Genomic DNA, 22,000 nt, shown 5'->3' with positions numbered 1-22,000 from the left:
CCCGCGGTCTCACCCTAAGTTGACGATGACGTCGACGACAAGGCCCCTAGGCGAGGCAGGTCAGGGGCCGGCCCCCGTTGTAGGCGACCATGTCGCCCAACGCCGCGACGACGTCGATCGGCGCGCCCCGCTCCGCCCCGCCCAGTTCCGCGTACGCGCGGTGCAGGTTGCCCACGATGCGCTCGGCGTCGGGCCACTCCGCGAAGCGGCCGAGGCCGGTGTCCCGGGCGGCCTGCAGCGGCGGGACGCCGGCGGCCCGGCCGCGTTCGGCGAGGTCGAGCACGAACCGCAGGTAGTCCAGGGTGTCCTCCAGCGGGGCGCGGTCGTGGAAGACCGGGCCGTGGCCGGGGACGGTGGTGGCCGCGCCGAGGGGCGCCACGACCGTCTCCAGCACCTCGATCGCCCCCGCGACCGAGCCCATGAGCAGGAACGGGGTGCCGCCGTGGAACACGAGGTCGCCGCAGAACAGCGTGGACCGCTCGGGGAACCAGACCAGCGAGTCGTTGGTGGTGTGCGCGGGCCTGCCGACGTGCAGGACCTCGGCCCGTAGGTCACCGACGTGCAGCGCCACCCGGTCGGTGAAGGTGAGGAAGGGCGGGTCGAGCGGCAGCGAGCCCCAGTCCGGGTTCTCCCAGAACGGCAGCTCGCGCGGCGGCCCGAACGCGATCATCTCGGTGCGGGCGCGCTCGTGCGCGACGATCGTCGCGGTGCCGAACAGGGCGTTGCCCCAGGTGTGGTCGCCGTGGTGGTGGGTGTTGACCAGGGTGCGAACGGGCGCGGCGCTCACCGAGGCGATCGCCGCGGCGAAGGCCCGGGTGCGTCGCTCGGTGGAGCAGGAGTCGACGGCGACCACGCCCTGCGGCCCGACGGCGAAGCCGGTGTTGTTGATCCACCACGTGCCGTCGGGCTGGACGTAGGCCCAGATCCCGTCCGAGACCTCCTCCAGCCGTGGCGGGCCGGGAACGGTGATGTCGTACGGGCGCGCGCTCATGCTGGGGCCTCCGTCCGTGGTTCTCGCACCCACCCTGGCAGCGCGACCCGGGCCGGTCGATCGGCCGCCTCCGCCGGGTCGGTCCGTGCGTCTCGGAGAGCCGGAGGTGCGCGGCGGAAAGCAGGACCGTTGGGCGGCGGGTGATCTCCGATTCTGCCGCCTTGAGCTGCGGACTTTACCCTGTGTTCGAAGAGACGTTCGAGTAGGCTCCGATCATGCTCCCCGACCCGGTCGCCGACGCGCGCCGCCTTCTCGACCAGGCGGTCGAGGCGCTGGCGGCCACCGCCGGGCCCGGCGCGGGTGCGGGACCGCGCTGGGCAACCTGGTCATGCTGTGCAGGCCCATCACCGCCAGATCCACACCACCGACTGGGCGGTGCGCCTGCGCGACGGCCTGCCCGAGTTCATCCCCCCACCCTGGATCGACCCCGAGCGCCGACCACGACGACGACCCCGAACCTCGACCCTCGACCGGGAGCTCGAGAACACCCGGGTCGTCGAGTTCGCGTAGGCGCCCGTGACCGAGGCCGAGACCGGACATCGGCGCCGGGCTAGCGGTCGCCGTTCGATGACGCACCCCCGGTCGGTGCCTCAGCGGCGGTACAGCCGCCGGCGGTTCGCGGTGACCGTGCGGTGGACCGGGGTGAGGCTCTCCGACAGCACGAGGCTCGCGGCCCGAGGCACGGCCCAGGCCGAGGCGACGGCGGCGCGGGTGAAGGCGGTGCCCTTCTCCTCGATCATCCGCCGGTACTCGCGGCGGTCCCGTGCGCTCGGCGGCCAGCCGCCCGTCGCCATCCGGGCCGTGCGGTGGGCGACGACCTGGGGCGCCGACCACGCGATCTCGGCGAGCTGCCGCCACGGGTCGAGCACCTCGGCCCACCCGTTCCTCCTCCGCGCCACCGGATCACCGTAGCCCCTCGGCCGCGGCATCCGGTGCCTCCAGCGCCTCCAGCGCTTCGGTCCACCGGCGCTCCCGGGTGTCCGGGTCCTGCTCCCACCACGGCTCGCCACGCTCGCCCAGGCCGTGCTTCGCGAGGGCGACCCGGCGGCGGGCGGCCCGGACGGCGTCGGGATCGTCGGCCGCGCGGCCCGTCCGCACCGCGGCCCGCGCCCGGCCGAGGTGGCGCTGCAGTTCCGCGCGCACCTGCTCGGGCAGCTCGGGGTCGGCCGCGCGCCAACGCCGACCGCGAACGACGATCCAGCGGCCGTCGGCGGTGCGTTCGGGAGACACGTGCCGAGCTTCCGGTACCGGATGCACCTGCGCAGGTCGAGCGGTCCCGCCACGCCCGGATCGGATCGACGCCGGGTTGGAGCGGACCGTGCACGGTGTCCCGTGAGAGCGACCGCACCCCCCGAGGAGCAGCGCACGACCCTTCGCCGCCGCGGAGGGCGCGGGCGACCACTGCGAGGCCGGCGCCCGCACCCTCTCTCCACGCCCGCGCCTTCGCCCGGCTCGACGGCGTGCGGCGGGGAGGGGCGTGAGCCGGCTCAGCCTGCGACGGCCCCGGCCTGCTCCCGGGCCCGCAGGTCCTTGCGGAGGATCTTCCCCGACGCGGACTTCGGGATCGCGTCGACGAACTCCACCACGCGGACCTTCTTGTACGGGGCGAGCCGCTCGGCCACGTACGCCATCACGTCCTCGGCGGTCAGCGTGACCCCCTGCTGGACCACGACGAACGCCTTGGGCACCTCCTCGCCGTCCGCGTCGAGCACCCCGATGACGGCGGCGTCGGCGATCCCGTCGTGGGTGAGCAGCACGGCCTCCAGCTCCGCGGGCGGCACCTGGTAGCCCTTGTACTTGATCAGCTCCTTGACCCGGTCGACGATCCGGAAGAAGCCGTTCTCGTCGACCGTCGCGACGTCGCCGGTGTGCAGGAAGCCGTCGGCGTCGAGCGTGGCGGCGGTCGCCTCGGGGTTGTTGAGGTAGCCGGACATGACGTTCGGCCCGCGCACCCACAGCTCGCCGCGCTCGCCGGGCCCGACCTCGCGCCCGGTCTCCGGGTCGACGAGCTTGCTCTCGACGTTCGGGATCGCGTAGCCGACGCCGTTGAGGTCGTCGTCCGGGCGCCGCTCGTCCATCGAGTGACTGACGGGTGAGAGCTCCGTCATCCCGTAGCCCTGCAGGACCACGCAGCCCAGCCGGCGGGCGACGGCGTGCCCCAGCTCGGCGTCGAGCGGCGCGGCGCCCGAGAAGATCACGTCGACGCAGGACAGGTCGTACGAGTCGACCAGCGGGTGCTTGGCCAGGCCGACCGCGATCGGCGGGGCGATGTAGAGCCGGTTGAGCCGGTACTCCGCGACGACGCGCAGGAACTCGGCCATCTCGAAGCGCGGCATCGTGACGACCGTGGCACGGCGGTGCAGGCCGTGGTTCATCATCACCGTCATGCCGTAGATGTGGAAGAACGGCAGGACGGCGAGGATCCGGGTCGTCTCGTCCGTGGTCCCCAGCGGGGTGAACTGCAGCAGGTTCGCCACCAGGTTGCGGTGGGTGAGGACCACGCCCTTCGCCAGGCCCGTCGTGCCCGAGGAGTAGGGGAGCACCGCGGTGTCGCCGGGGCCGACCTCCGGGACCGGCGGCTCCGCGGTGCTCGCGAGCAGGTCCGCGAGCGAGGTGCGGCCCTCGACCGGGTCGAGGGTGACGACGGCGTCGTCGGGCAGCCCGGCCTCCGCGGCCGCCGCCGTGGCCCGGTCCAGGAAGGGGGACACCGTGACCAGCATCCGCGCGCCGGAGTCCGTGAGCTGGTGGGCGAGCTCGGCGGGGGAGTAGAGGGAGTTGGCGCTGGTCACGATGCCGTTGGCGCGCAGCACGCCCTGGAACACCGCCACCCACGCCGGGGAGTTCGGGGCGAACAGGGCCACGACGTCTCCCCGGCGCAGCCCGCGCTCGTGCAGCACGGCGGCGATCCGGACGACCATGCCCGTGAGCTCGTCGAAGGTCACCGACGTGCCGGTCGCGCCGTCGATGAAGGCGGGGGCGTCGGCCCGGTCGCCGAAGCCGGCGCCGAACAGGAACTCCGGCAGCGAGACCTCGGGGATCTCGACGGCGGGGTAGGGGCTGTCGACGATCACGACGCCTCCAGGACGCGGTAGATCTCGCGCACGTACCCGGCGCTGCGTTCGGAGCCGATGATGCCCGGCGCCATCCGGTTCATCATGTAGGAGATCGTCAGGCGCCGGCCGACGTCCATGATGATCATCGAGCCGCCCCAGCCGCCCCAGAAGCAGATCCGCTCGTCGGGGATGTACGGCAGGGTGTCGCGCTGGGGCAGGGCGAAGCCGATGCCGAACCGCAGCGGTACGCCGAGCACCACGTCGACGCCGTTCGCCTGCTCCTCGAAGATCAGGTCGATGGTCGGCGGCGAGAGCAGCCGGACGCCGTCGACCTCGCCGCCGCGCGCGATCGCGGACAGCATCCGGGCGACGGACCGGGCGTTGCCGTGCCCGTTCGCGCCGCCGATCTCGGCGCGGCGCCAGGCCTCGGTGTTCGCGTCCTCGGCGTTGACGAGCGGGCCGGTGAGCGTGCGCACCGCCGGGCTGGTCGGGTCCGCGGTCGACAGGTCGACGGGCAGCGGCGGAGGCGGGACGACGTCGGCGATCCGGCCCCACGCCTTCTCGGGCGCGCCGATGGTGAAGTCGGCGTCGAGCGGACCGGCGATCTCCTGCGCGACGAACTCGGTCAGCGTCCGGCCGTCGACGCGCCGGATCAGCTCGCCGAGGAGGTGGCCGTAGTTGAGCGCGTGGTAGCCCGACGCCGAACCCGGCTCCCACCAGGGTGCCTGGGCGGCCATGCGGGCGGCGGCCCGTTCGGCGTCGTACATGTCCTGCACCGACGCCGGCTGCTCCAGACCCGAGACGCCGGAGGTGTGCGAGAGCAGGTGCCGGACCTGCACCTCCTCCTTGCCGGCGGCCGCGAAGTCCGGCCAGTACCGCGCGACGGGCGCGTGGACGTCGAGCTGCCCCCGGTCGACGAGCATCAGCGTGGCGAGCGCGGTGACGGTCTTCGTGGTGGACCAGACGTTGACGATCGTGTGCTCGTCCCAGGCCGTGGTGCGGGCCGGGTCGCGGTACCCGCCCCAGAGGTCGACGACCTGCTCGCCGTCGAGGTCGACGACCATCGAGGCACCCAGCTCCTCGCCGCTGTCGAGACGGGTCTGCAGCTGCCGGCGCAGCGGGTCGAAACGGGCCTCGCAGGTGCCCTGGAGCTCGGCCATGATCGTGCTCTCCTCGTCGAGTGCGGATCGTGCGGGGATCTGGTCAGGTCAGGGTGCGGACGACGCCGCGGTGGCCCGGGGATCGGCGATGCGGGCCGCGCCGTGCAGCAGGGCGGCGACCGCGAGCTCGACCTTGGCGGCGTCGGGCGGGTCGCCGGTGAGCAGGTCGGCGTAGATGAAGGACTCGGCGATCCGGACCACCAGGTAGGCGAGGTCGCCGAGCGGGATCGAGGCGGCCAGGTGCCCGCGGCCGCACTCCTCGGCGAGCAGCCGCTCGACGGCGCCGACGACGTGCTGCTGCAGCGGGCTGGCCTTCGTCGTGATCAGCCGCAGCGCGCGTTCGGTGTCGCGCTGCAGGAAGGAGCGGTAGTACGGGGCGTCGATCAGGGCCTGGGAGAACTCGCGCAGGATCCGGCCGATCCGTTCCGGTCCGCAGCCGGGAGCGGCCGCCGCGGCGTTCCGCAGCGTCGGGTCCGCGAGCGAGGTCAGCACCGCGACGAGCAGCTGGTCGCGGTTGCCGACCCAACGGAACAGGGTGGTGCGGTCGACACCCAGCTCGCCGGCGATGCGCTGGGCGTCGATGCGCTCACCGGCCAGGAACGCCCTGCGGGCCAACCGCACCGCCTCGCGCGCGTGCGGGTGCGCCCCGCGCGAGAGGTGATCTGCGACACCCACAGATGCAGCATATGGGCAGGATGTTGCAGCGGACAAGGAGAACGTTGCGGGGACGGGCCGCGGTCGACCCCACGCCGTCGATCCTGCCCGACCGGCGGCCCGCGACGCCGCCGGACGATGGGGTGGGGTCGCCGAACCACCGATCGGCCCGGACCGATGGGCCCGGACGGGCGCCCGATCGGCGATGATGATGTGATCTGCTGGTTCCGCGGACCGGGACGGACCGCGACACTGCACACGGGACACAGTGGAAGGAGTGACAGGTGGCCGAGGGGCAGTCCGATCTGCCGAAGTCGATCCAGGGCGAACAGCTGGCGGAGACGGGGATCGTCCGCGCGTCGGACGAGGACGTCGATCTCTACGTCGACCGGGTCTCCGACGAGGTGCTGGCCTGCCGGGAACGCGGCCGGCACCTGTTCCCGACGATCCGGCAGGCGGGGATCCACTTCACCGAGGTGGACGACGAGGGGCTGTTCGTCCGCCGCCTGACCTGCACGTGCTGCCAGCTCGCCGTGAAGGTGGAGCGGTGGGAGGGCGTGCGGCAGCGGGGTCGGACCCGGTTCCACCGGGTCGCGTCGAACCTGGAGTACCGGACCGGTCCGGACGGCCAGAGCTACCTCGCGGAGACCGGCCGCGGGCGCATGACCCCGCGCCAGATCGGCGACTCGGTGGCCTCGAAGGCGCTCTCGGGGCAGACCCTCGCCGCGCTGCGCAAGGCCGCGAACCAGGCTGCGCGGGAGGCCGCGAAGGAGGCCGGTGGCGCGCCGCGGCAGACCCGCGCGCGCCGGACCACGACCGAGGCGGGCTGATCGATGGGAATCCGGGAGATCCGGTTCTGCGACCTGACGGGCTCGGAACAGGACGTCGAGTCGCACGAGCTCAACATCGACCAGATGCGGGTGCAGATCGACCTGGCGGGGCCGGAGTACCGCAAGCTCCTGCAGCTGCTGCAGCCCTACATCGAGGCGGGCCGGGTCGACGCGTCGATCCCGGACCTGCGGTCCTCCGCGCGGCGCGCCGGGCACGCCCCGGTCAGCACCAGCACCGGGCTCACCGCCGAGGAGCGCGAGCAGCTGCGGCAGTGGGCGGAGGAGAAGGGGATCGAGGTCCCCTCCAACAACCGGTTCAAGCGGTCGTTGGTCGAGCAGTGGCGCGAGGAGACCAAGGCGGGCTGACCGCCCGCCGCACGGCCGAGCGGCGGGAGGACCGCCGTCGGGCCGCTCCGGAACCGCCACGGAGCGGTGCCCGGCGACCGTGGTCGCCGCGCACCGCTCCGAGGGGTTCCGCTCAGGTGCGGGCGGCGGGGACCGCGGTCTCCGCCGAGTCGCCCAGGTCGATGGTGGCGGTCTCGCGGAGCGCGAGGATGCAGGCGACCGTCAGCACGCAGCCGGCCGCGATGATGACCGAGACCGTGAGCGTGCCGGCACCCCCGGCGAGCACCGAGGCGAAGACGACGGGGCCGATCCCCGCCCCGATCCCGGCGATCTGGTAGCCGAGCGAGGCGCCCGTGTAGCGGGCCCGGGTGGAGAACAGCTCGGTGTAGAGCGCGGCGAGCGGGCCGTACATGCACGCGTGCACCACGCCCTGCCCGACGACGACGGCGACCACGAGCAGGAAGGTCGAGCCGCTGTCGATCAGCGGGAACAGCAGGAACGCCCAGACCGCCATCGCGACGGCACCGGCGAGGACCAACGGACGGCGTCCGAAGCGGTCCGACAGCGCGGAGAAGCCGATGATGCCGAGGATCGCGGCGACCGAGGAGACGGTGAGCGCGTTCAGTACGGTCTGCCGGGGGAAGCCGGCCTGGACGGCGTAGGAGATGACGAAGGTCGTCAGCGTGCCCTGCGCGATGAACGCCCCGAAGCCGACGCCGATCGACAGCAGCAGGTTGCGCGGGTGGTTGCGCAGCACGTCGAGCAGCGGCGGCGCCGCCGGCTCCGACCGTGCGGCCTCGGCGAACACCGGTGTCTCGGTGACCCGTGCCCGGACGAAGAGGCCCACCGCGAGCAGCACGATGCTGAGCAGGAACGGGATCCGCCAGCCCCAGGCGAGGAAGGCCTGCTCGCCGGTGGCGCTCGCGGACACCGCCAGGACCAGCGTGGACAGCACCATGCCGCTGGGCGCGCCGGCGTTGGTGAAGCTCGCCCACAGCCCCCTCCGCGAGGTGGCGTGCTCGGCGGACATCAGCACCGCGCCGCCCCACTCGCCGCCGACCGCGACGCCCTGCAGCACGCGGAGCACGACGAGCAGGACCGGCGCCCAGGCGCCGATCTGCGCCGAGGTGGGCAGCAGGCCGATGAGGGTGCTGCCCACGCCCATCGCCGTCATGCTCAGCACGAGCATCCGCTTGCGGCCGATCCGGTCGCCGAAGTGTCCGAACAGGACCCCGCCGAGGGGCCGGGCGAAGTACCCGGTGGCGAGCGTGCCGAAGCTGGCGACGGTCCCGACCAGGGGGTCCAGGTCGGCGAAGAACACCTTGTTGAACACCACCGCCGAGGCCGTGGCGTAGAGCAGGAAGTCGTAGTACTCGATCACGCTGCCGAGGTAGCTCGACAGCACTGCGCGGCGCAGCTGGCTGCGCGACCGCGGCTGCGGGTGGGGGTGCGTCATTGCGGTGCCCTGTCTGCTGGGTGGCCTGACTGCGGTGTCTGCGTGACTGCGGTGTCCGGCGGTGTCCGGCGGTCTCCGGCGGTCTCCGGCGGTGTCCGGCGGAGACTGCGGGGTGGTGCGCGTGGTGCGGGTGGTGCGGGTGGTACCGGCCCGGAACCGCGGCCGTCGATGGGCGCTGATGGTAAGGAACTTGATACCTGCGGTCAACGGCTGACCCGTCTCAGGTTTGCGAATACGCTCGCGGCATGACACGGATCGCGGCCCGTCCGGCCGGCCGGCGCGGTCAGCGCCTGACCTACCTGGTGAAACGCCTGGAGATGGCGGAGCGTGCCCGCATGGAGGAGGTGCTGCGCCCGCTCGGGGTGACGCTGCACCAGTACACCGCGCTGAGCATCCTCGAGGCCCGCGAGGGGCTGTCGTCGGCCCAGCTGGCGCGCCGGCACGTCGTCACGCCCCAGGCGATGCACCAGCTGATCGCGACCATGGAGCGGGACCGGCTCATCGAGCGCCGCCCCGACGAGGCCAACCGGCGGATCCTGCGCGCCTGGCTCACCGAGCACGGGGTCCGGGTGCTGAAGGAGTGCCACCGGGTGGTCGACGACGTCGAGGAGCGGATGCTCTCGATGCTCACCCCCGAGGAGGCGGTGGCCTTCGGCGGCGCGCTGGAGCGCTGCCTCGAGGCACTCACGGTGCCGGCGGAGGAGCTGAGCCGGTACGGGAACCCGACGGCTTGACTCGATATCAAGCTCCTTGCTACTAATTCGGTGTCAAGGAGCCTGAGACACCCGGGCTCCACGGTCCCGATCGGCCCAGCCGCACCAACGGTGGTGGACTCATGAACCCGACACTCGTCGCCGGCCCGAACGCGGGCCTGGGGACCTGGCCCGTCCGGCGCGCCCGGATCTCCCCGGACCGGCCGGCGCTGCGCGACCCGCACCGCGCACTCACCTACGCCGAGCTCGCCGACCGCGTGGTGCGCTACGCCGGGGCGCTGCGCCGGCTCGGCGTGGGCCCGGGGGACCGGGTGGCCCACCTGGGCGTGAACGCCGTCGAGGTGTTCGAGACCTTCTTCGCGACCTGGCTGCTCGGGGCGATCTCGGTCCCCCTCAACCACCGGCTCGCCGCACCGGAGATCCGGTTCATGCTGGAGGACGCCGGTGCCTCCGTCCTGGTGCACAGCGCGGACGCGGACGCGCTGGTCGACTCGGCGATCGCCGCGCGGCCGGCCGCGCTGCGCCACGTCGTCGCGGTGCACGGCGGCGCCGACCGCCTGGACTACGAGACCGAGATCGCGGCGGGCCCGGTGCTGGAGGCCGAGCCGGCGGTCTCGCTCGACGACCCGGCGTTGATCCTCTACACGTCGGGGACGACGGGCCGCCCCAAGGGCGCCGTGCTCACCCACGGCAGCATGACCTGGAACACCGTCAACTTCCTGGCCCACGTCGACGTGCTGAGCACCGACCGGGCGCTGTGCATCGCGCCGCTGTTCCACTGCGTCGGGCTGGGGCAGGTCACGCTGCCCACGCTGTTCAAGGGCGGCAGCGTGGAGGTGCTGCCCAAGGCCGATCCCGGCCTCGTGCTGGAGCGGATCTCGGCCGCCGGGATCACCGGCTTCTCGGCGGTGCCGACGATGCTGCAGATGATGTGCGAGCACCCGGGCTGGGCGACCGCCGACCTGAGCTCGCTGACCCTGGTGCAGTACGGCGGCTCGCCGGTGCAGGAGCGCGTGGCGCGGGCGTGGCTGGACCGCGGGGTCCGGCTGATCCAGGGCTACGGCATGACCGAGGCCTCGCCGGGGGTGTACATGAGCACCCCCGCGGGCACCGCCGCCCACCCGACGGCGGTCGGCGTGCCGCACTTCTTCACCGACGTCGCCCAGCTGCGGGAGGGGCGCCCCGAGGTCCCCGGCGGGGAGCCGGCGGAGCTGGTGGTGCGCGGCCCGCACCTGTTCGCCGGGTACTGGAACCTCCCCGACGAGACGGCCGCGAGCCTGGTCGACGGGCAGTGGTTCCGGACCGGCGACGTGCTGCGGGTCGACGGCGACCGCTGGGCGCACGTCGTCGACCGGGTCAAGGACATGTACATCTCGGGCGGGGAGAACGTCTACCCCGCCGAGGTGGAGGCCGTCGCGGTGCAGCTCGACGCGGTGGCCGAGTGCGCCGTCGTCGGGGTCGCCGACCCGCGCTGGGGCGAGGTCGGGGTCGCCTACGTGCAGGTCCGCGAGGGGGCGGACCTGACCGAGGCCGTGCTGCGCGCCCATCTCGAGTCCGGGCTGGCCCGGTACAAGGTTCCGAAGTACGTCGAGTTCGTGGCGGAGCTGCCGCGCAACGCCACCGGCAAGCTCCGCCGGGTGGAGCTGCGCCGGCGCGCGGCGGACGAGCATCCGATCGAACGGGTCGCGGCGGGGCCGCGGCCGGAGGGAGCGTCATGACCACCGCCGCACCGCAGCCCGCGCAGCCGCCGGGCGAGGGGGTCGAGGCCCTGCTGCCGAAGTCGTTGCAGGTGGAGCGGCACGACGACGTCGCCGTGCTCCGGCTGACCCGGCCCGCCAAGCGCAACGCGCTCGACGACCCGACCGTGCTCGGCATCGAGACCTTCTTCAGCGCCCCGCCGGCCGGGGTGAAGGCCGTGGTGCTCGACGCCGAGGGCGACCACTTCTGCGCCGGCCTCGACCTGTCCGAGCTGACCGAGCGGGACGCGTTCGAGGGCCTCGAGCACTCGATGATGTGGCACCGCGCGTTCGAGCGGATGGAGCGCGGCCGGCTCCCGGTCGTCGCCGTCCTCAAGGGCGCGGTGATCGGCGGCGGGCTGGAGCTGGCGTCGGCCACCCACCTGCGGGTCGCCGAGCCGAGCGCGTTCTACGCGCTGCCGGAGGGGCAGCACGGCCTGTTCGTCGGCGGCGGTGGGTCCGTGCGGGTGCCGCGGCTCATCGGGGCGCACCGGATGGCCGACATGATGCTGACCGGCCGGGTCCTCGCGGCCGAGGAGGGGCAGGCGCTGGGGCTGTCGCACTACCTCGTGGCGCCGGGGGAGGGCCTGGCCAAGGCCGTCGAGCTGGCCCGGAAGATCGCCGGGAACTCGTCGGTCACCAACTTCGCGGTGCTGCAGGCGCTGCCGCGAATCGCCGAGGCCAACCCGGCCGAGGGCTACCTGATGGAGTCGATGGTCGCCGCCCTGGCGGGCAGCAGCGAGCAGGCGCAGGAGCGGATGCGCGCGTTCCTGGCCGGCCGCGGCGGGCGGGTCCGGCGATGACCGCCGCGACCACGGCCGGTGTGCCCGAGCTGCTGCGCCCGGTGGCCGACGACGTCCGGGAGACCACCGAGATCGGCCGGTTCCTGGGGTGGCTGGAGCGCGAGCGCGGGCTGGCGTTCGAGGACTACCCCGCGCTGCACCGCTGGTCGGTCGACGACCCGGAGGCCTTCTGGTCGGCCGTCGCCGGGTTCTTCGGCGTCCGGTTCGCGACCCCGCCGGAACGGGTGCTCGGCCGGCGGGAGATGCCGGGCGCGGAGTGGTTCCCGGGTGCGACGCTGAACTACGCCGAGCACGCCGTCGGCCTGCTCGACACGGGGGCCGACGACGCCGAGGTCGCCGTGCTGGCCTACTCGCAGACCCGGGACCGGCAGGAGCTGACCTGGGGCCGGCTGCGCGAGCAGGTGGCCCGCGCGCGGGCCGGGCTGGAGCGGCTGGGCGTCGGCCGGGGCGACCGCGTGGTCGCCTACCTGCCGAACGTCCCGGAGACGCTGATCGCGTTCCTGGCCACTGCGAGCCTGGGCGCGGTGTGGGCGAGCTGCGCGCCCGAGTTCGGCGCGCGCAGCGTGGTCGACCGGTTCGGGCAGATCGAGCCCACCGTGCTGCTCACGGTGTCGGGGTACGGCTACGGCGACAAGGAGATCGACCGCCGCGCGCAGGTGGCCGAGATCCGGGCCGGCCTCCCGACCGTCGTGCACGTCGTGCACGTCCCGTACGGCCCGCACGACCTGCCGGACACGCTCGGCTGGGCGGAGCTCCTCGGCGAGCCCGGAGACCTCACCTTCGACCCGGTGCCCTTCGCGCACCCGCTGTACGTGCTCTTCTCCTCCGGGACCACCGGCAAGCCCAAGGCGATCGTGCACTCGCACGGCGGGATCCTGCTGGAGCACCTGAAGAACCACGGCCTGAGCTGGGACCTGCGGGCGGGCGACCGGATCCTCTGGTTCTCGACCACCGCGTGGATGATGTGGAACGCGCTGGTCTCGTCCCTGCTGGTGCGCGCCTCGATCGTGATGATCGACGGCAACCCGCTCCACCCGGACCTCCGCCGGCAGTGGCGGCTCGCCGCCGAGACCGGGGCCACGCTGGTGGGCGCGAGCCCCGGCTACCTGATGGCCTGCCGGGCCGAGGGCGTGCACCCGGCGCGCGAGTTCGACCTGTCGCGGGTGCGCCAGATCGGGGCGGCCGGCAGCCCGTTGCCGCCCGAGGGCTACCGCTGGGTGGCGGCGGAGTTCGGGCCGGACGTGCTGCTCAACGTCGGCAGCGGCGGCACGGACGTCTGCTCCGGCATCGTGCAGGGCGGCCCCCTGCAGCCGGTCCGGGTCGGCGAGATCTCCGGCCCCTGCCTCGGCGTCGCCGCGCAGGCCTTCGACGAGAAGGGCGAGCCGGTCGTCGGCGAGCTCGGCGAGCTGGTCATCACCACGCCGATGCCGTCGATGCCGGTGGGCTTCTGGGGCGACCCGAACGGCACCCGCTACCGCGACACCTACTTCGACCGGTACCCGGGCGTCTGGCGGCACGGCGACTGGGTGCGCTTCTCGCCCTGGGGCGGCGCGGTGATCGCCGGCCGCTCCGACGCGACGCTCAACCGCGGCGGCGTCCGGCTGGGCACCGCCGAGTTCTACCGGGTGGTCGAGGAGCTGCCCGAGGTCGTGGACAGCCTGGTCGTGCACCTCGAGGACCCGGCCGGCGGCAGCGGGGAGCTGCAGCTCTACGTCCAGCTCCGCGAGGGCGTCGTGCTCGACGACGCGCTGCGCCGCCGGATCGCCACCGCGCTGCGCACCGAGCTCTCGCCCCGGCACATCCCGGACCGGGTCGAGGCGGTGCCGGTGGTGCCGAAGAACCGGACCGGCAAGAAGCTGGAGCTGCCGGCGAAGAAGATCCTGCTCGGCGCGGCGCTCGACGACGTCGCGAGCCGCGACGTGCTCGCCGACCCGACCGCGCTGGACCCGTTCGTCGCGTTCGCCCGGAGCCGGGCGTGAGCGCGGCCGGGGTGGACCGGGTCGCCGTCGTCGGCACCGGGGTGATCGGGATCAGCTGGGCCGCGCACTTCCTCGCCCGCGGGCTCGACGTCGTCGCGACCGACCCGTCGCCCGGTGCCGAGGAGCGGGTGCGGACGGAGGTGGCCGTGCTCTGGCCGACACTCGCGCCGGTCGCGGGCGCCTCGCCGGAGCGGCTGAGCTTCACCGCGGACCCGGCCGAGGCCGTCGCGGACGCCGACTTCGTCCAGGAGAACGGCCCCGAGCGCGAGGCCGTCAAGCACGAGCTGTTCGCGGTGCTCGACGAGGCCGCGCGACCCGACGTGGTGCTGGCGTCGAGCTCGTCGGGGCTGCTGCCGTCCGCGATCGCGCGCGGCTGCCCGGTGCACCCGGAGCGGGTCGTGATCGGGCACCCGTTCAACCCGCCGCACGTGATCCCGCTGGTCGAGGTGGTGCCGGGGGAGAAGACGGCCGAGGAGACGGTGCAGCGCGCGCTCGCCTTCTACGCCGCCGTCGGCAAGAAGCCGATCCGGCTGCGCCAGGAGCTGCCCGGGCACGTGGCGAACCGGCTGCAGGCGGCGCTCTGGCAGGAGGCGTACTCGCTGGTCGAGCGCGGGGTCGCCACGGTGGCCGACATCGACACGGCGATCTCGCAGGGACCGGGACTGCGCTGGGCGGTGCTCGGGCCCTTCGCGAACCAGCACCTGTCCGGCGGGCCGGGCGGGATCGCGCACGTCCTCGAGCACCTCGGCCCGCCCACCGAGAAGTGGTGGCGGGACCTGGGGCAGGTCACGCTCACCCCCGAGCTGGTCGAGACGCTCGTCGCCGGGGTCGACGCCGAGCTCGCCGGCACCGATCCGACCGAGCTGGCGGCCCGGCGGGACGCCGTCCTGCACACCCTGCTCGCCGCCAAGGAGCGCACCGAGCTGCCGTGACGGGGGCCGGTCGGCACCTACCCGGCCGGTGGACGGGTGGCCAGACTGGCCGGATGACGACCGTCCGGGACGTGCAGCCGGTCCTCACCGGCTCGAAGGTCCGGCTGCGCCCGTGGACCGCGGACGACGCCGACGTGGTGTTCGCCGCCTGCCAGGACGCCGAGATCCAGCGGTGGACCACGGTGCCGTCGCCCTACACCCGCGCCGACGCGGTCGGCTACGTCACCACGTTCGCGCCCCGGGCGTGGGAGCAGGGCGACGCGGTGTTCGCCGTGGTCGACGCCGCGAGCGGCGAGCCGGTGGGCAGCATCGGCGCCCACGGGATCCCCGACGGGGTCGCGCACGTCGGCTACTGGGTCGCGGCCGCCGCGCGGGGCCGGGGGCTGGCCCGCGACGCCCTGCGCACCCTCGCGCGCTGGTGCCTGCGGGAGGCGGGCGTCGCGCGCGTCGAGCTGGTGGTGGATCCCGCCAACACGGGGTCGCTGCGGGTGGCCGAGGCGGCCGGGTTCACCGCGGAGGGCACGCTGCGGCAGCGTCTGGTCGTACGTGGCCGCCGGATCGACGTCGTCATGTACTCGCTGCTCCCCGGGGACGCCGCGGCACAGGACCTGTGACCGGCGTCCTCCCGGCACGGCGAGCAGCAGGTCCGGCAGCTCCCCTCGGAGGGCACCGGCCTCGTGTCGGCGGGTCGCGAAGGACGGTCCGCACCGCAGGGGCCCGGCGCGAACGGGTCGGGGAAGGTGCGCGAACGGCCCGGCTCCGGCCCGTCGCGGCAGCCGTCCACGCGGCGCTCAGGAGGGGGCGCGGACGCGCCGGGTNGGAAGGTGCGCGAACGGCCCGGCTCCGGCCCGTCGCGGCAGCCGTCCACGCGGCGCTCAGGAGGGGGCGCGGACGCGCCGGGTGCGGACCGCCTCGCCGCCGCCCGCCCACTCCAGGGCCGCCCGCGCCGCGGACCGCAGCTCCGCGGCGCGGCCGGCCCCGAGGGCCGCGGCCAGCTCCTCCTCCATCTCCGCGCGGATCCGCCGCGTGTCCTCGACGAGCGCCCCGCCCCGTGCCGCGAGCCGCACGAGCCGGACCCGCGCGTCCCGCGGGTCGGCGGTCCGCTCCAGGTAGCCGAGCCGCTCCAGCTCCGCGACCGCCTTCGAGGCCGCCTGCTGGGTGACGCCCATGCGCCCGGCGATCTCCCCGATCGGCCGCGGCCCCTCGACGACGTGCTGGAGGACGAAGCCGTGCGACTCACGGACCTCGGGGTGGCCGACGGCGTGCAGCCGGCGCAGCGCTTCGGCGTTCAACGCCAGGCCCGCCAGGTGCACCGCGGTCACGAGGTCGATCTCCATGAGCACAACCGTAGTTGTGCAACTGCGGTTGTGCATCTACCGTCTGCGTCATGTCGCCCTCCGCGCCCCTGCCCGCGTCCCCCTCCGAGCTGGCCGACTTCGTGGAGATCGCGCACCGCGTCGTGTGGTGCACGCTCGCGACCGTCGACGCCCGGGGGCGGCCCCGCTCGCGCCTCGTCCACCCCTTGTGGACGATCGAGGCCGACGGCGGTCTCGTCGGGCGGGTGACGAGCCGGTACTCCTCACCGAAGGCCCGGCACCTCGCCGCGCACCCCTACGCCTCCTGCTCGTACTGGGACCAGCGGCACGACGTCGCGGTCGCGGAGTGCCACGCGGCCTGGGATCCCGACCCGGCCCGCTCCTGGCACCTGTTCCGGGAGCCGGAGCCGCCCGTCGGGTTCGACCCGGCCGCGCTGTTCGCGGGTGGGCTCACCTCGCCGGACGCCGGGATCGTCGTGCTGCGGCCGTGGCGGCTGCGATGGGGACGGGCCGCGGACCTGGCGACGGGCGCCAGGCCCACCGTGCGGAGTCTCCGCGCCGCGGCGAGTGACAGGTGTCACCGCTGACGTAACGCGCGTAGCCCCTTTCCGGAGCGTCTCCCTGCGGGGAGCGGAAGGGCGGCGATGGCGACGAGCGAACGTCCGGAAGGACGGGACGAGGGCGCCCGAGCCGGCGATTCGCAGGCGCGGCGGGACTCGCGCCGCCGCACGGCCCAGGCCCGGCGCAGCCGCACCCGCGCCGCCCTGATCGTCGCGGCCCGCGAGGTGTTCGGCGCGCAGGGGTGGGCCGAGGCCCGGATGGAGGAGGTCGCCCGGGCCGCCGGCGTCAGCGCCGCGACGGCCTACAACCACTTCCCGAGCAAGTACGCCCTGATCGGCGCCGCGTTCGCCGTCGCGTGGCAGGAGGGGCTCGACGACGGCGCCGCCGCGCCGGGCGACGCGCCGGGCGTGCCCGGCCTCCAGGGTGCCCGGACCCGGGAGCTCGCCGCCCACCTGCGGCGGATCAGCCACATCGCCCGCCGCCACCAGCCGCTCACCGCGGCCTTCGCCGGTGCGGTGCAGGAGTACACCGCCCGCGTGCAGCGCCGACCGTCGGCGAGGGACTTCGACGACCCGCGGCTCAGCACGCCCGTGCCCGACCGGATCGCGGTCCTGCTGGACGCCGCCCAGCGCGAGGGCGAGCTCGGCCGCCAGCGGGACCCGGCGGACCTGGCCGAGCAGCTGACCTTCCTGCTGTTCCTGCGCTGCTCCACCCACCCCGAGGAGGACGCGGCCGCCACCGCCGAGATGCTCCTCGCCATCGCCGTCGGCGTGCTGCCCGCCGGCCCGGGCTGACCGGCGGGACCCACGAGGAGCTCCGCCGAGCCGCCCTCAGGCCGGGGACAGCCGCAGGGGCAGGGACGCCCAGGCGCGGAGGGTGTTGTTGTGGTGGCGGCGGGTCGGGCCCGCGGGCTCGAGCGTCTCCACCCGCCGCGCCAGCGCGGTGAGCAGCGCCTCGGCCTCGAGCCGGGCGACGTGCTGGCCGACGCACTGGTGGATGCCCATCCCGAACCCGACGTGCCCGGAGGGGTCGCGGGCCAGGTCGAAGGCGTCGGCCTCGGGGCCCCAGCGGGCCGGGTCGCGGTTGGCGGCGCCGAGGAACAGGAGGATCTTGTGCCCGTCGGGCACCACGTGCCCGCCGATCGCGACGTCCCGGGTCGCGGTGCGGAAGAAGGTCTGCACCGGCGACTCCCAGCGCACCGCCTCGTCGAAGGCGACGCGGGCCAGGCCCGGGTCCTCGCGGAGCCGCCGCCACTGGTCCGGGTGGGTGGCGAAGGCGTGGAGCACCGCGGACAGGCCGTGCACGGTGGTGTCCACCCCGGCGGTGAGCAGGGACCGGACGACCAGCGGCGCCTGCTCGGGGGTGATGTCCCCGCGGTCGGAGGCGGCCCAGACGTCGGCACCGAACCCCTCCGGGGCGAGCGTCTCGCGGGCGCACTGCGCGGCGACCCAGGCGGACAGCTCCCCGACCCGCGGCGCCCCCTTCGCCACCAGGTCGTTGGCCGGGCCGAAGGCGTTGAAGGCGTGGTCGCCGTAGGGAAGCAGGTTCTCCCGGCCCTCCTGCGGGATCCCGACGGCGTCGGGGAAGACCCGCAGCGGGAAGGCCTCGGTCAGGTGCGGGACGGCGTCGAGCTCCGGCCCGTGCGTGGCGAGGACCTCGTCGACGAGCCGCTCGGCGTCGGCGGCCCAGCCCTCCCGCAGCTTCCGCAGAGCCCGTGGGCCGAGGATCTTCTGCAGCACCCGGCGGGGGGCGTCGTGCCGCGGCGGGTCCGCCTCGAGCAGCAACGACGGCGGCCGCCACGGCTTCTCGTGCCGGAAGTTCGACAGCCCGACGCCCGCGGCCGAGCCGAAGCCCTGCCAGTCGACGAGGGCGGCGTGCACCTGCTCGTAGCGGGCGAAGGCGAAGACGTCGTGGCGGGTGAGGTACACGACCGGCCCGGCCTCGCGCAGCGCGGCGTGCAGGGGCAGCGGATCCTCCAGGACGTCGTGCCCGAACGGGTCGACGTCGCTCGTCGGAAGGTCGTGGACGGGCTCGGCGGCGAGCGTCACGGCGGGCTCCAGGTGGTGGATGGCGGATCAGAGGTCCAGGACGAGGCGGTCGCCGAGGGACCGGGACACGCAGGGGAACAGACAGTCGCCGCCGGCGCGCTCGTCGTCGTCGAGGATCGAGTCGCGGTGGTCGGGCTCCCCGGCGAGCACCCCGGTCTCGCAGGTCCCGCAGGTGCCGCGGCGGCAGGAGGACAGCACCTCCACCCCCGCCTCGGCGATCGCGGCCAGCAGGGAGCGGTCCGGCGGGACGGTCACGGTGCGGCCGGTGCGGGCGAGCTCGACCTCGAAGGGGGTGTCCCGGGCGGGCGCGCCGAGCTCGCGGGCGACGAACCGCTCGGTGCGGACGGCGTGCCGGGGCCACTCGGCGGTGGCGCCCGCCAGCGCGGCGAGCATCGGTGCGGGGCCGCAGGCGTAGACCCGGGTGCCGGGGTCGGGCGCGCCGAGGAAGCCGGCGAGGTCGAGCAGGCCGTGCTCGTCCTGGGGCACGATCCGGACCCGCCCGCCGTCGGTCCCGCCGTCGATCCCGGCGAGTTCGTCCACGAACGCCATCGACGCCCGCGTCCGGCCGCCGTAGAGCAGTTCCCAGTCCGCGCCGAGCAGCGCGGCCTGCCGGATCATCGGCAGCAGCGGGGTGATCCCGATGCCGCCGGCGACGAACCGGTAGCGGCCGGCCGGCACGAGCGGGAAGTTGTTGCGCGGGCCGCCGAGGCCGACGACGTCGCCCACGGCCAGGTGGTCGTGCACGTAGGCGGAGCCGCCGCGCCCGGCGGGCTCGCGGAGCACGCCGATCCGGTAGCGGTGGGCGTCCCACCGGTCGCCGCACAGCGAGTACTGGCGGGTGGTCCCGTTCGGCAGGACCAGGTCGACGTGGGCGCCGGGGGCCCAGTCGGGCAGGCGCCCGCCGCCGGCGGCCTCGAGCTCCAGGGACACCACGCCGTCGGCCTCCACCCGCTTGGCGGCGACGCGGACCGTCGCCGCCGTCCCCACGGCGGGGACGGGTTCCGCGGGGCGCGGTGCGGCGGACAGGGGATCGGCGGTGATCACGGGTCGGTCCTCCCGGCGGTGGGTTCGGGCGCGCCGGCTCGGGGCGAGCACGGTGGACAGAGGATGCGGACCGGCGCCGACCGGGCAGAAGGCCGTTCTCAATGAATGAGAGGCAAGTCGCGGATCCCCGCTCGAGGGCCGACTCAGGAGGTCGGCGCGAGGGCCCGGCCGATCCCGCGGGCGGCCGCCTGGAGGACCGGGACGACGGTGAACGCCTGGCCGTCGTTCGGGACGATCGCCGAGAGCGCGGCGACGACCTCGCCGCGGGCGTCGCGCACCGGCACGGCGGTCCCGGTCGCGTCCGGGTGGATGTGCCCGGGGGTGATCACGTGCCCGTCGCGGCGGATCCCGGCCAGCACCGCCCGCAGCCGCGCCGCGTCCGTGATCGTCCCGGCGGTGAAGCGCTCCCGCGGCCGGGCGAGCACCCGCTCCTGCAGCTCGCGCGGCCCGAACGCGGTGAGCACCAACCCGGACGACGACGCGTGCAGCGGCAGCCGGCCGGCGATCCGGGTGTAGTTGATCACCGCGCCCGGGGCCGACAGCCGCTCCAGGAACAGCACCTCGTCCCCGTCGAGGACACCGAGCTGCACGTGGTGCCCGACGACGGCGTGCAGGTCCTCCAGGAACGGCATGGCGGCCTCGCGCAGCGACAGGGTGGGGGAGGCCCGCTGGGCGAGCTCCCACATCCGCACCCCGATCCGGACCCGGCCGTCGTCCCGCCGCGCGAGCAGGCCGTGCCCGACGAGCTCGGCGACCAGCCGGGAGGCGGTGGCGACGTGCAGGCCGGTGCGCCGGGCGATCTCGGTGACGGTGAGGTCCGGCTGCGCCGCACTGAACACCTCGAAGATCCGCACCGCGCGGGAGAGCACGGACTCCCCGGTGGCCACCCGTGGCATGCCGCCCAGCCTGTCACCCCTCCCGGCTCACGCCCTCCGGCCGTGCAGGCCCGCGCCACGCGCGATCCGGTGCACGGTCCAGCCGAGCGCGGCGAGGCTGACGATCGCCACGATCGCCGTGCCGATCAGCGAGGACTGGCTGTCCCACAGCGTGTGCAGCGCGACGGCCAGCACGAACGCCCCGACGAACCGGCCGATCGCGCGGCCGGTCCACCCCGCCTGGGCGGCGGCGAACAGGGCGGCGGCGGCGATCCCGGTCCAGGCCATGTGCCCGGCGGGGCTCATGATCCCGCGCAGCAGCAGGACGTCGACCGTCGCGATCAGGCTGCCCTTGGACTCGAGGAGGGTGACGAACGCGTAGCCCATCGTCTCCAGGGCGGCGAAGCCCGCGCCCGCCGCGACGCCGACGAGCAACCCGTCGGAGGCGGTGCGGTAGCGGCGGAAGAAGATCAGCACCGCGAGGGGGATCAGCAGCTTGCTGGTCTCCTCGATCAGCCCGACCGCGACCATCGGCAGGAAGCCGAGGTCGCGCTGGGCGTCGTACTCCAGCGTTCCGGCGACGACCGTGCCGATCACCCCGCCCAGGAAGGCCGCCGTGGCGACCACCGGCGCCGCGACGTCGTAGGGCAGCCGGCGGCCGTAGACGAAGCTGAGGAACGCCGCCGGCACGATCGCCGCGCCGAGCAGGATCGACGAGGGCACGAAGTTCGGGTTGCCGGTGGCGACCATCGTCCGTTCCACCGCCAGGAACAGCGCGGCGCCGACGACGAGCACGCCGATCCAGGCGTGCCGGCGGGCGAAGGAGGGCGGCGTGGGGCTCACGCTCGCCGGGTCGTCGGTTCTGAGGGACATCGGGTTCTCCTCACGGGGTGTGCCGGGCGATCTCGGGTCCTGCGGGGCAAGGGTGGCGTGACCCTCGCCAATCCGTCTCCAACGCGCCGCGTCAGGCCGGGACGTGCTCCTCGAGCCGGTCGAGGATCCGCTCGCCGCGCAGGCCGCCGGCGGCGGGCTCGCAGTGCCCGTCGGCACCCTCCGCCGCGGTGAACGGCATGAGGGTGACCTCGCAGGTCAGCGCCTGGGCCAGGCGCGCGGGCTGGCCGGGCCAGAACTGCTCGTGCTCGGGGTCGGTGACGAGCAGCGGGCAGGTGATCGCGGCCAGCTGATCGTCCGTGAGCACGTAGGCGCGGGCGGCGGTGAAGAAGTCGAAGGGCGAGGTCACGCCGTAGGGCCGCATCCGCCACCGCAGCGTCCGGCGCAGCCGCGGCGAGAGCTCGAGCGCCCACCCCATCTCCCGGTCGAACTTCTCCCGCTCGCCCGCGTCGAGGAGCTTCACCATCGAGTGCGACAACCGGTCGAGCATGGTGGTGGAGACGTCGACGACGCCCGGGTCGGCGAACTGGAAGTCGGGGTCCTTGGAGAAGGCGTGCACGGCGGCTCCTCGAGCGGCTGGTGTCCGGTGTGGTGCTCGGTGCCCTGTCCCTGC

General features: G+C 74.5%; 24 protein-coding genes. 11 read left to right on the top strand and 13 right to left on the bottom strand.

Annotated elements, in window-relative coordinates; genetic code table 11:
* Window positions 1-46: 46 nt before the first annotated feature.
* A complete protein-coding gene (locus ACFQH9_RS11260; protein WP_379565930.1) occupies window positions 47-991 on the bottom strand; it encodes an MBL fold metallo-hydrolase in 945 nt (314 codons plus the stop codon).
* Between the two features lie 333 nt (window positions 992-1,324).
* On the opposite strand from ACFQH9_RS11260, the gene ACFQH9_RS11255 reads away from it, so the two are divergent.
* On the top strand, window positions 1,325-1,501 hold the full coding sequence (locus tag ACFQH9_RS11255; protein ID WP_379565929.1) for a hypothetical protein: 177 nt from the start codon (window positions 1,325-1,327) through the stop codon (window positions 1,499-1,501).
* An 80-nt stretch (window positions 1,502-1,581) separates the two neighbouring features.
* Here the strand turns inward: ACFQH9_RS11255 and ACFQH9_RS11250 are convergent, their stop codons facing one another.
* From ACFQH9_RS11250 to ACFQH9_RS11230, 5 genes are all read right to left on the bottom strand, one after another.
* Entirely contained in the window at window positions 1,582-1,890 is a 309-nt protein-coding gene (locus tag ACFQH9_RS11250; protein WP_379565928.1) for a hypothetical protein, read from the bottom strand.
* 4 nt (window positions 1,891-1,894) lie between these two features.
* Window positions 1,895-2,221 carry a hypothetical protein gene (locus tag ACFQH9_RS11245; protein ID WP_379565927.1) on the bottom strand — a complete coding sequence of 109 codons (327 nt, stop codon included), beginning with the start codon at window positions 2,219-2,221 and terminating at the stop codon, window positions 1,895-1,897.
* Between the two features lie 257 nt (window positions 2,222-2,478).
* Window positions 2,479-4,062 carry an AMP-binding protein gene (locus ACFQH9_RS11240; protein ID WP_379565926.1) on the bottom strand — a complete coding sequence of 528 codons (1,584 nt, stop codon included), beginning with the start codon at window positions 4,060-4,062 and terminating at the stop codon, window positions 2,479-2,481.
* On the bottom strand, window positions 4,059-5,204 hold the full coding sequence (locus ACFQH9_RS11235) for a serine hydrolase domain-containing protein (protein WP_379565924.1): 1,146 nt from the start codon (window positions 5,202-5,204) through the stop codon (window positions 4,059-4,061). The genes ACFQH9_RS11240 and ACFQH9_RS11235 overlap by 4 nt, the downstream gene beginning before the upstream one ends.
* A 48-nt stretch (window positions 5,205-5,252) precedes the next feature.
* Entirely contained in the window at window positions 5,253-5,879 is a 627-nt protein-coding gene (locus tag ACFQH9_RS11230) for a QsdR family transcriptional regulator (RefSeq protein WP_379565922.1), read from the bottom strand.
* Window positions 5,880-6,142: 263 nt separating this feature from the next.
* Between ACFQH9_RS11230 and ACFQH9_RS11225 the strand changes: the two genes are divergently transcribed.
* The gene (locus ACFQH9_RS11225; RefSeq protein WP_379565921.1) at window positions 6,143-6,688 is read left to right on the top strand and encodes a hypothetical protein; all 546 of its coding nucleotides are present in this window, start codon (window positions 6,143-6,145) and stop codon (window positions 6,686-6,688) included.
* A gap of 3 nt (window positions 6,689-6,691) precedes the next feature.
* Window positions 6,692-7,054 (top strand): Lsr2 dimerization domain-containing protein, encoded by a 363-nt coding sequence (locus ACFQH9_RS11220; RefSeq protein WP_379565920.1) that lies wholly within the window; start codon window positions 6,692-6,694, stop codon window positions 7,052-7,054.
* Between the two features lie 112 nt (window positions 7,055-7,166).
* Here the strand turns inward: ACFQH9_RS11220 and ACFQH9_RS11215 are convergent, their stop codons facing one another.
* Entirely contained in the window at window positions 7,167-8,489 is a 1,323-nt protein-coding gene (locus ACFQH9_RS11215; RefSeq protein ID WP_379565919.1) for an MFS transporter, read from the bottom strand.
* Window positions 8,490-8,734: 245 nt separating this feature from the next.
* Here ACFQH9_RS11215 and ACFQH9_RS11210 point away from each other — a divergent pair, with 245 nt between their 5' ends.
* The 6 genes from ACFQH9_RS11210 (at window position 8,735) to ACFQH9_RS11185 (ending at window position 15,266) form a co-directional block, all read left to right on the top strand.
* Window positions 8,735-9,223 carry a MarR family winged helix-turn-helix transcriptional regulator gene (locus tag ACFQH9_RS11210; protein WP_379565918.1) on the top strand — a complete coding sequence of 163 codons (489 nt, stop codon included), beginning with the start codon at window positions 8,735-8,737 and terminating at the stop codon, window positions 9,221-9,223.
* Between the two features lie 101 nt (window positions 9,224-9,324).
* On the top strand, window positions 9,325-10,920 hold the full coding sequence (locus ACFQH9_RS11205) for an acyl-CoA synthetase (protein ID WP_379565917.1): 1,596 nt from the start codon (window positions 9,325-9,327) through the stop codon (window positions 10,918-10,920).
* Window positions 10,917-11,741: a crotonase/enoyl-CoA hydratase family protein gene (locus ACFQH9_RS11200; protein WP_379565916.1), complete on the top strand. Its 825-nt coding sequence runs from the start codon at window positions 10,917-10,919 to the stop codon at window positions 11,739-11,741. The genes ACFQH9_RS11205 and ACFQH9_RS11200 overlap by 4 nt, the downstream gene beginning before the upstream one ends.
* Window positions 11,738-13,720, top strand: a complete 1,983-nt coding sequence (locus tag ACFQH9_RS11195) for an acetoacetate--CoA ligase (RefSeq protein ID WP_379565915.1) — start codon at window positions 11,738-11,740, stop codon at window positions 13,718-13,720. The genes ACFQH9_RS11200 and ACFQH9_RS11195 overlap by 4 nt, the downstream gene beginning before the upstream one ends.
* Window positions 13,717-14,652, top strand: a complete 936-nt coding sequence (locus ACFQH9_RS11190; protein WP_379565914.1) for a 3-hydroxyacyl-CoA dehydrogenase NAD-binding domain-containing protein — start codon at window positions 13,717-13,719, stop codon at window positions 14,650-14,652. The genes ACFQH9_RS11195 and ACFQH9_RS11190 overlap by 4 nt, the downstream gene beginning before the upstream one ends.
* A gap of 53 nt (window positions 14,653-14,705) precedes the next feature.
* Complete coding sequence (locus tag ACFQH9_RS11185) at window positions 14,706-15,266, top strand: GNAT family N-acetyltransferase (protein ID WP_379565913.1); 561 nt, start codon at window positions 14,706-14,708, stop codon at window positions 15,264-15,266.
* 261 nt (window positions 15,267-15,527) lie between these two features.
* Here the strand turns inward: ACFQH9_RS11185 and ACFQH9_RS11180 are convergent, their stop codons facing one another.
* Window positions 15,528-15,989: a MarR family winged helix-turn-helix transcriptional regulator gene (locus tag ACFQH9_RS11180; protein WP_379565912.1), complete on the bottom strand. Its 462-nt coding sequence runs from the start codon at window positions 15,987-15,989 to the stop codon at window positions 15,528-15,530.
* Window positions 15,990-16,039: 50 nt separating this feature from the next.
* Between ACFQH9_RS11180 and ACFQH9_RS11175 the strand changes: the two genes are divergently transcribed.
* The gene (locus ACFQH9_RS11175) at window positions 16,040-16,555 is read left to right on the top strand and encodes a pyridoxamine 5'-phosphate oxidase family protein (protein WP_379565911.1); all 516 of its coding nucleotides are present in this window, start codon (window positions 16,040-16,042) and stop codon (window positions 16,553-16,555) included.
* A gap of 57 nt (window positions 16,556-16,612) precedes the next feature.
* Window positions 16,613-17,323 (top strand): TetR family transcriptional regulator, encoded by a 711-nt coding sequence (locus tag ACFQH9_RS11170; RefSeq protein WP_379565910.1) that lies wholly within the window; start codon window positions 16,613-16,615, stop codon window positions 17,321-17,323.
* Between the two features lie 36 nt (window positions 17,324-17,359).
* Here the strand turns inward: ACFQH9_RS11170 and ACFQH9_RS11165 are convergent, their stop codons facing one another.
* From ACFQH9_RS11165 to ACFQH9_RS11145, 5 genes are all read right to left on the bottom strand, one after another.
* Window positions 17,360-18,577 carry a cytochrome P450 gene (locus tag ACFQH9_RS11165; RefSeq protein WP_379565909.1) on the bottom strand — a complete coding sequence of 406 codons (1,218 nt, stop codon included), beginning with the start codon at window positions 18,575-18,577 and terminating at the stop codon, window positions 17,360-17,362.
* Between the two features lie 27 nt (window positions 18,578-18,604).
* A complete protein-coding gene (locus ACFQH9_RS11160) occupies window positions 18,605-19,621 on the bottom strand; it encodes a PDR/VanB family oxidoreductase (RefSeq protein WP_465269520.1) in 1,017 nt (338 codons plus the stop codon).
* A 143-nt stretch (window positions 19,622-19,764) separates the two neighbouring features.
* A complete protein-coding gene (locus ACFQH9_RS11155; RefSeq protein ID WP_379565908.1) occupies window positions 19,765-20,517 on the bottom strand; it encodes an IclR family transcriptional regulator in 753 nt (250 codons plus the stop codon).
* A 27-nt stretch (window positions 20,518-20,544) separates the two neighbouring features.
* Entirely contained in the window at window positions 20,545-21,369 is an 825-nt protein-coding gene (locus tag ACFQH9_RS11150; protein ID WP_379565907.1) for a PrsW family intramembrane metalloprotease, read from the bottom strand.
* A gap of 91 nt (window positions 21,370-21,460) precedes the next feature.
* Window positions 21,461-21,946 carry a hypothetical protein gene (locus ACFQH9_RS11145; RefSeq protein WP_379565906.1) on the bottom strand — a complete coding sequence of 162 codons (486 nt, stop codon included), beginning with the start codon at window positions 21,944-21,946 and terminating at the stop codon, window positions 21,461-21,463.
* Between the last annotated feature and the right edge of the window lie 54 nt (window positions 21,947-22,000).

The organism is Pseudonocardia lutea, from assembly GCF_042658055.1.
Taxonomy (GTDB): domain Bacteria; phylum Actinomycetota; class Actinomycetes; order Mycobacteriales; family Pseudonocardiaceae; genus Pseudonocardia; species Pseudonocardia lutea.
This window is presented reverse-complemented; position numbering and strand designations above follow the sequence as displayed.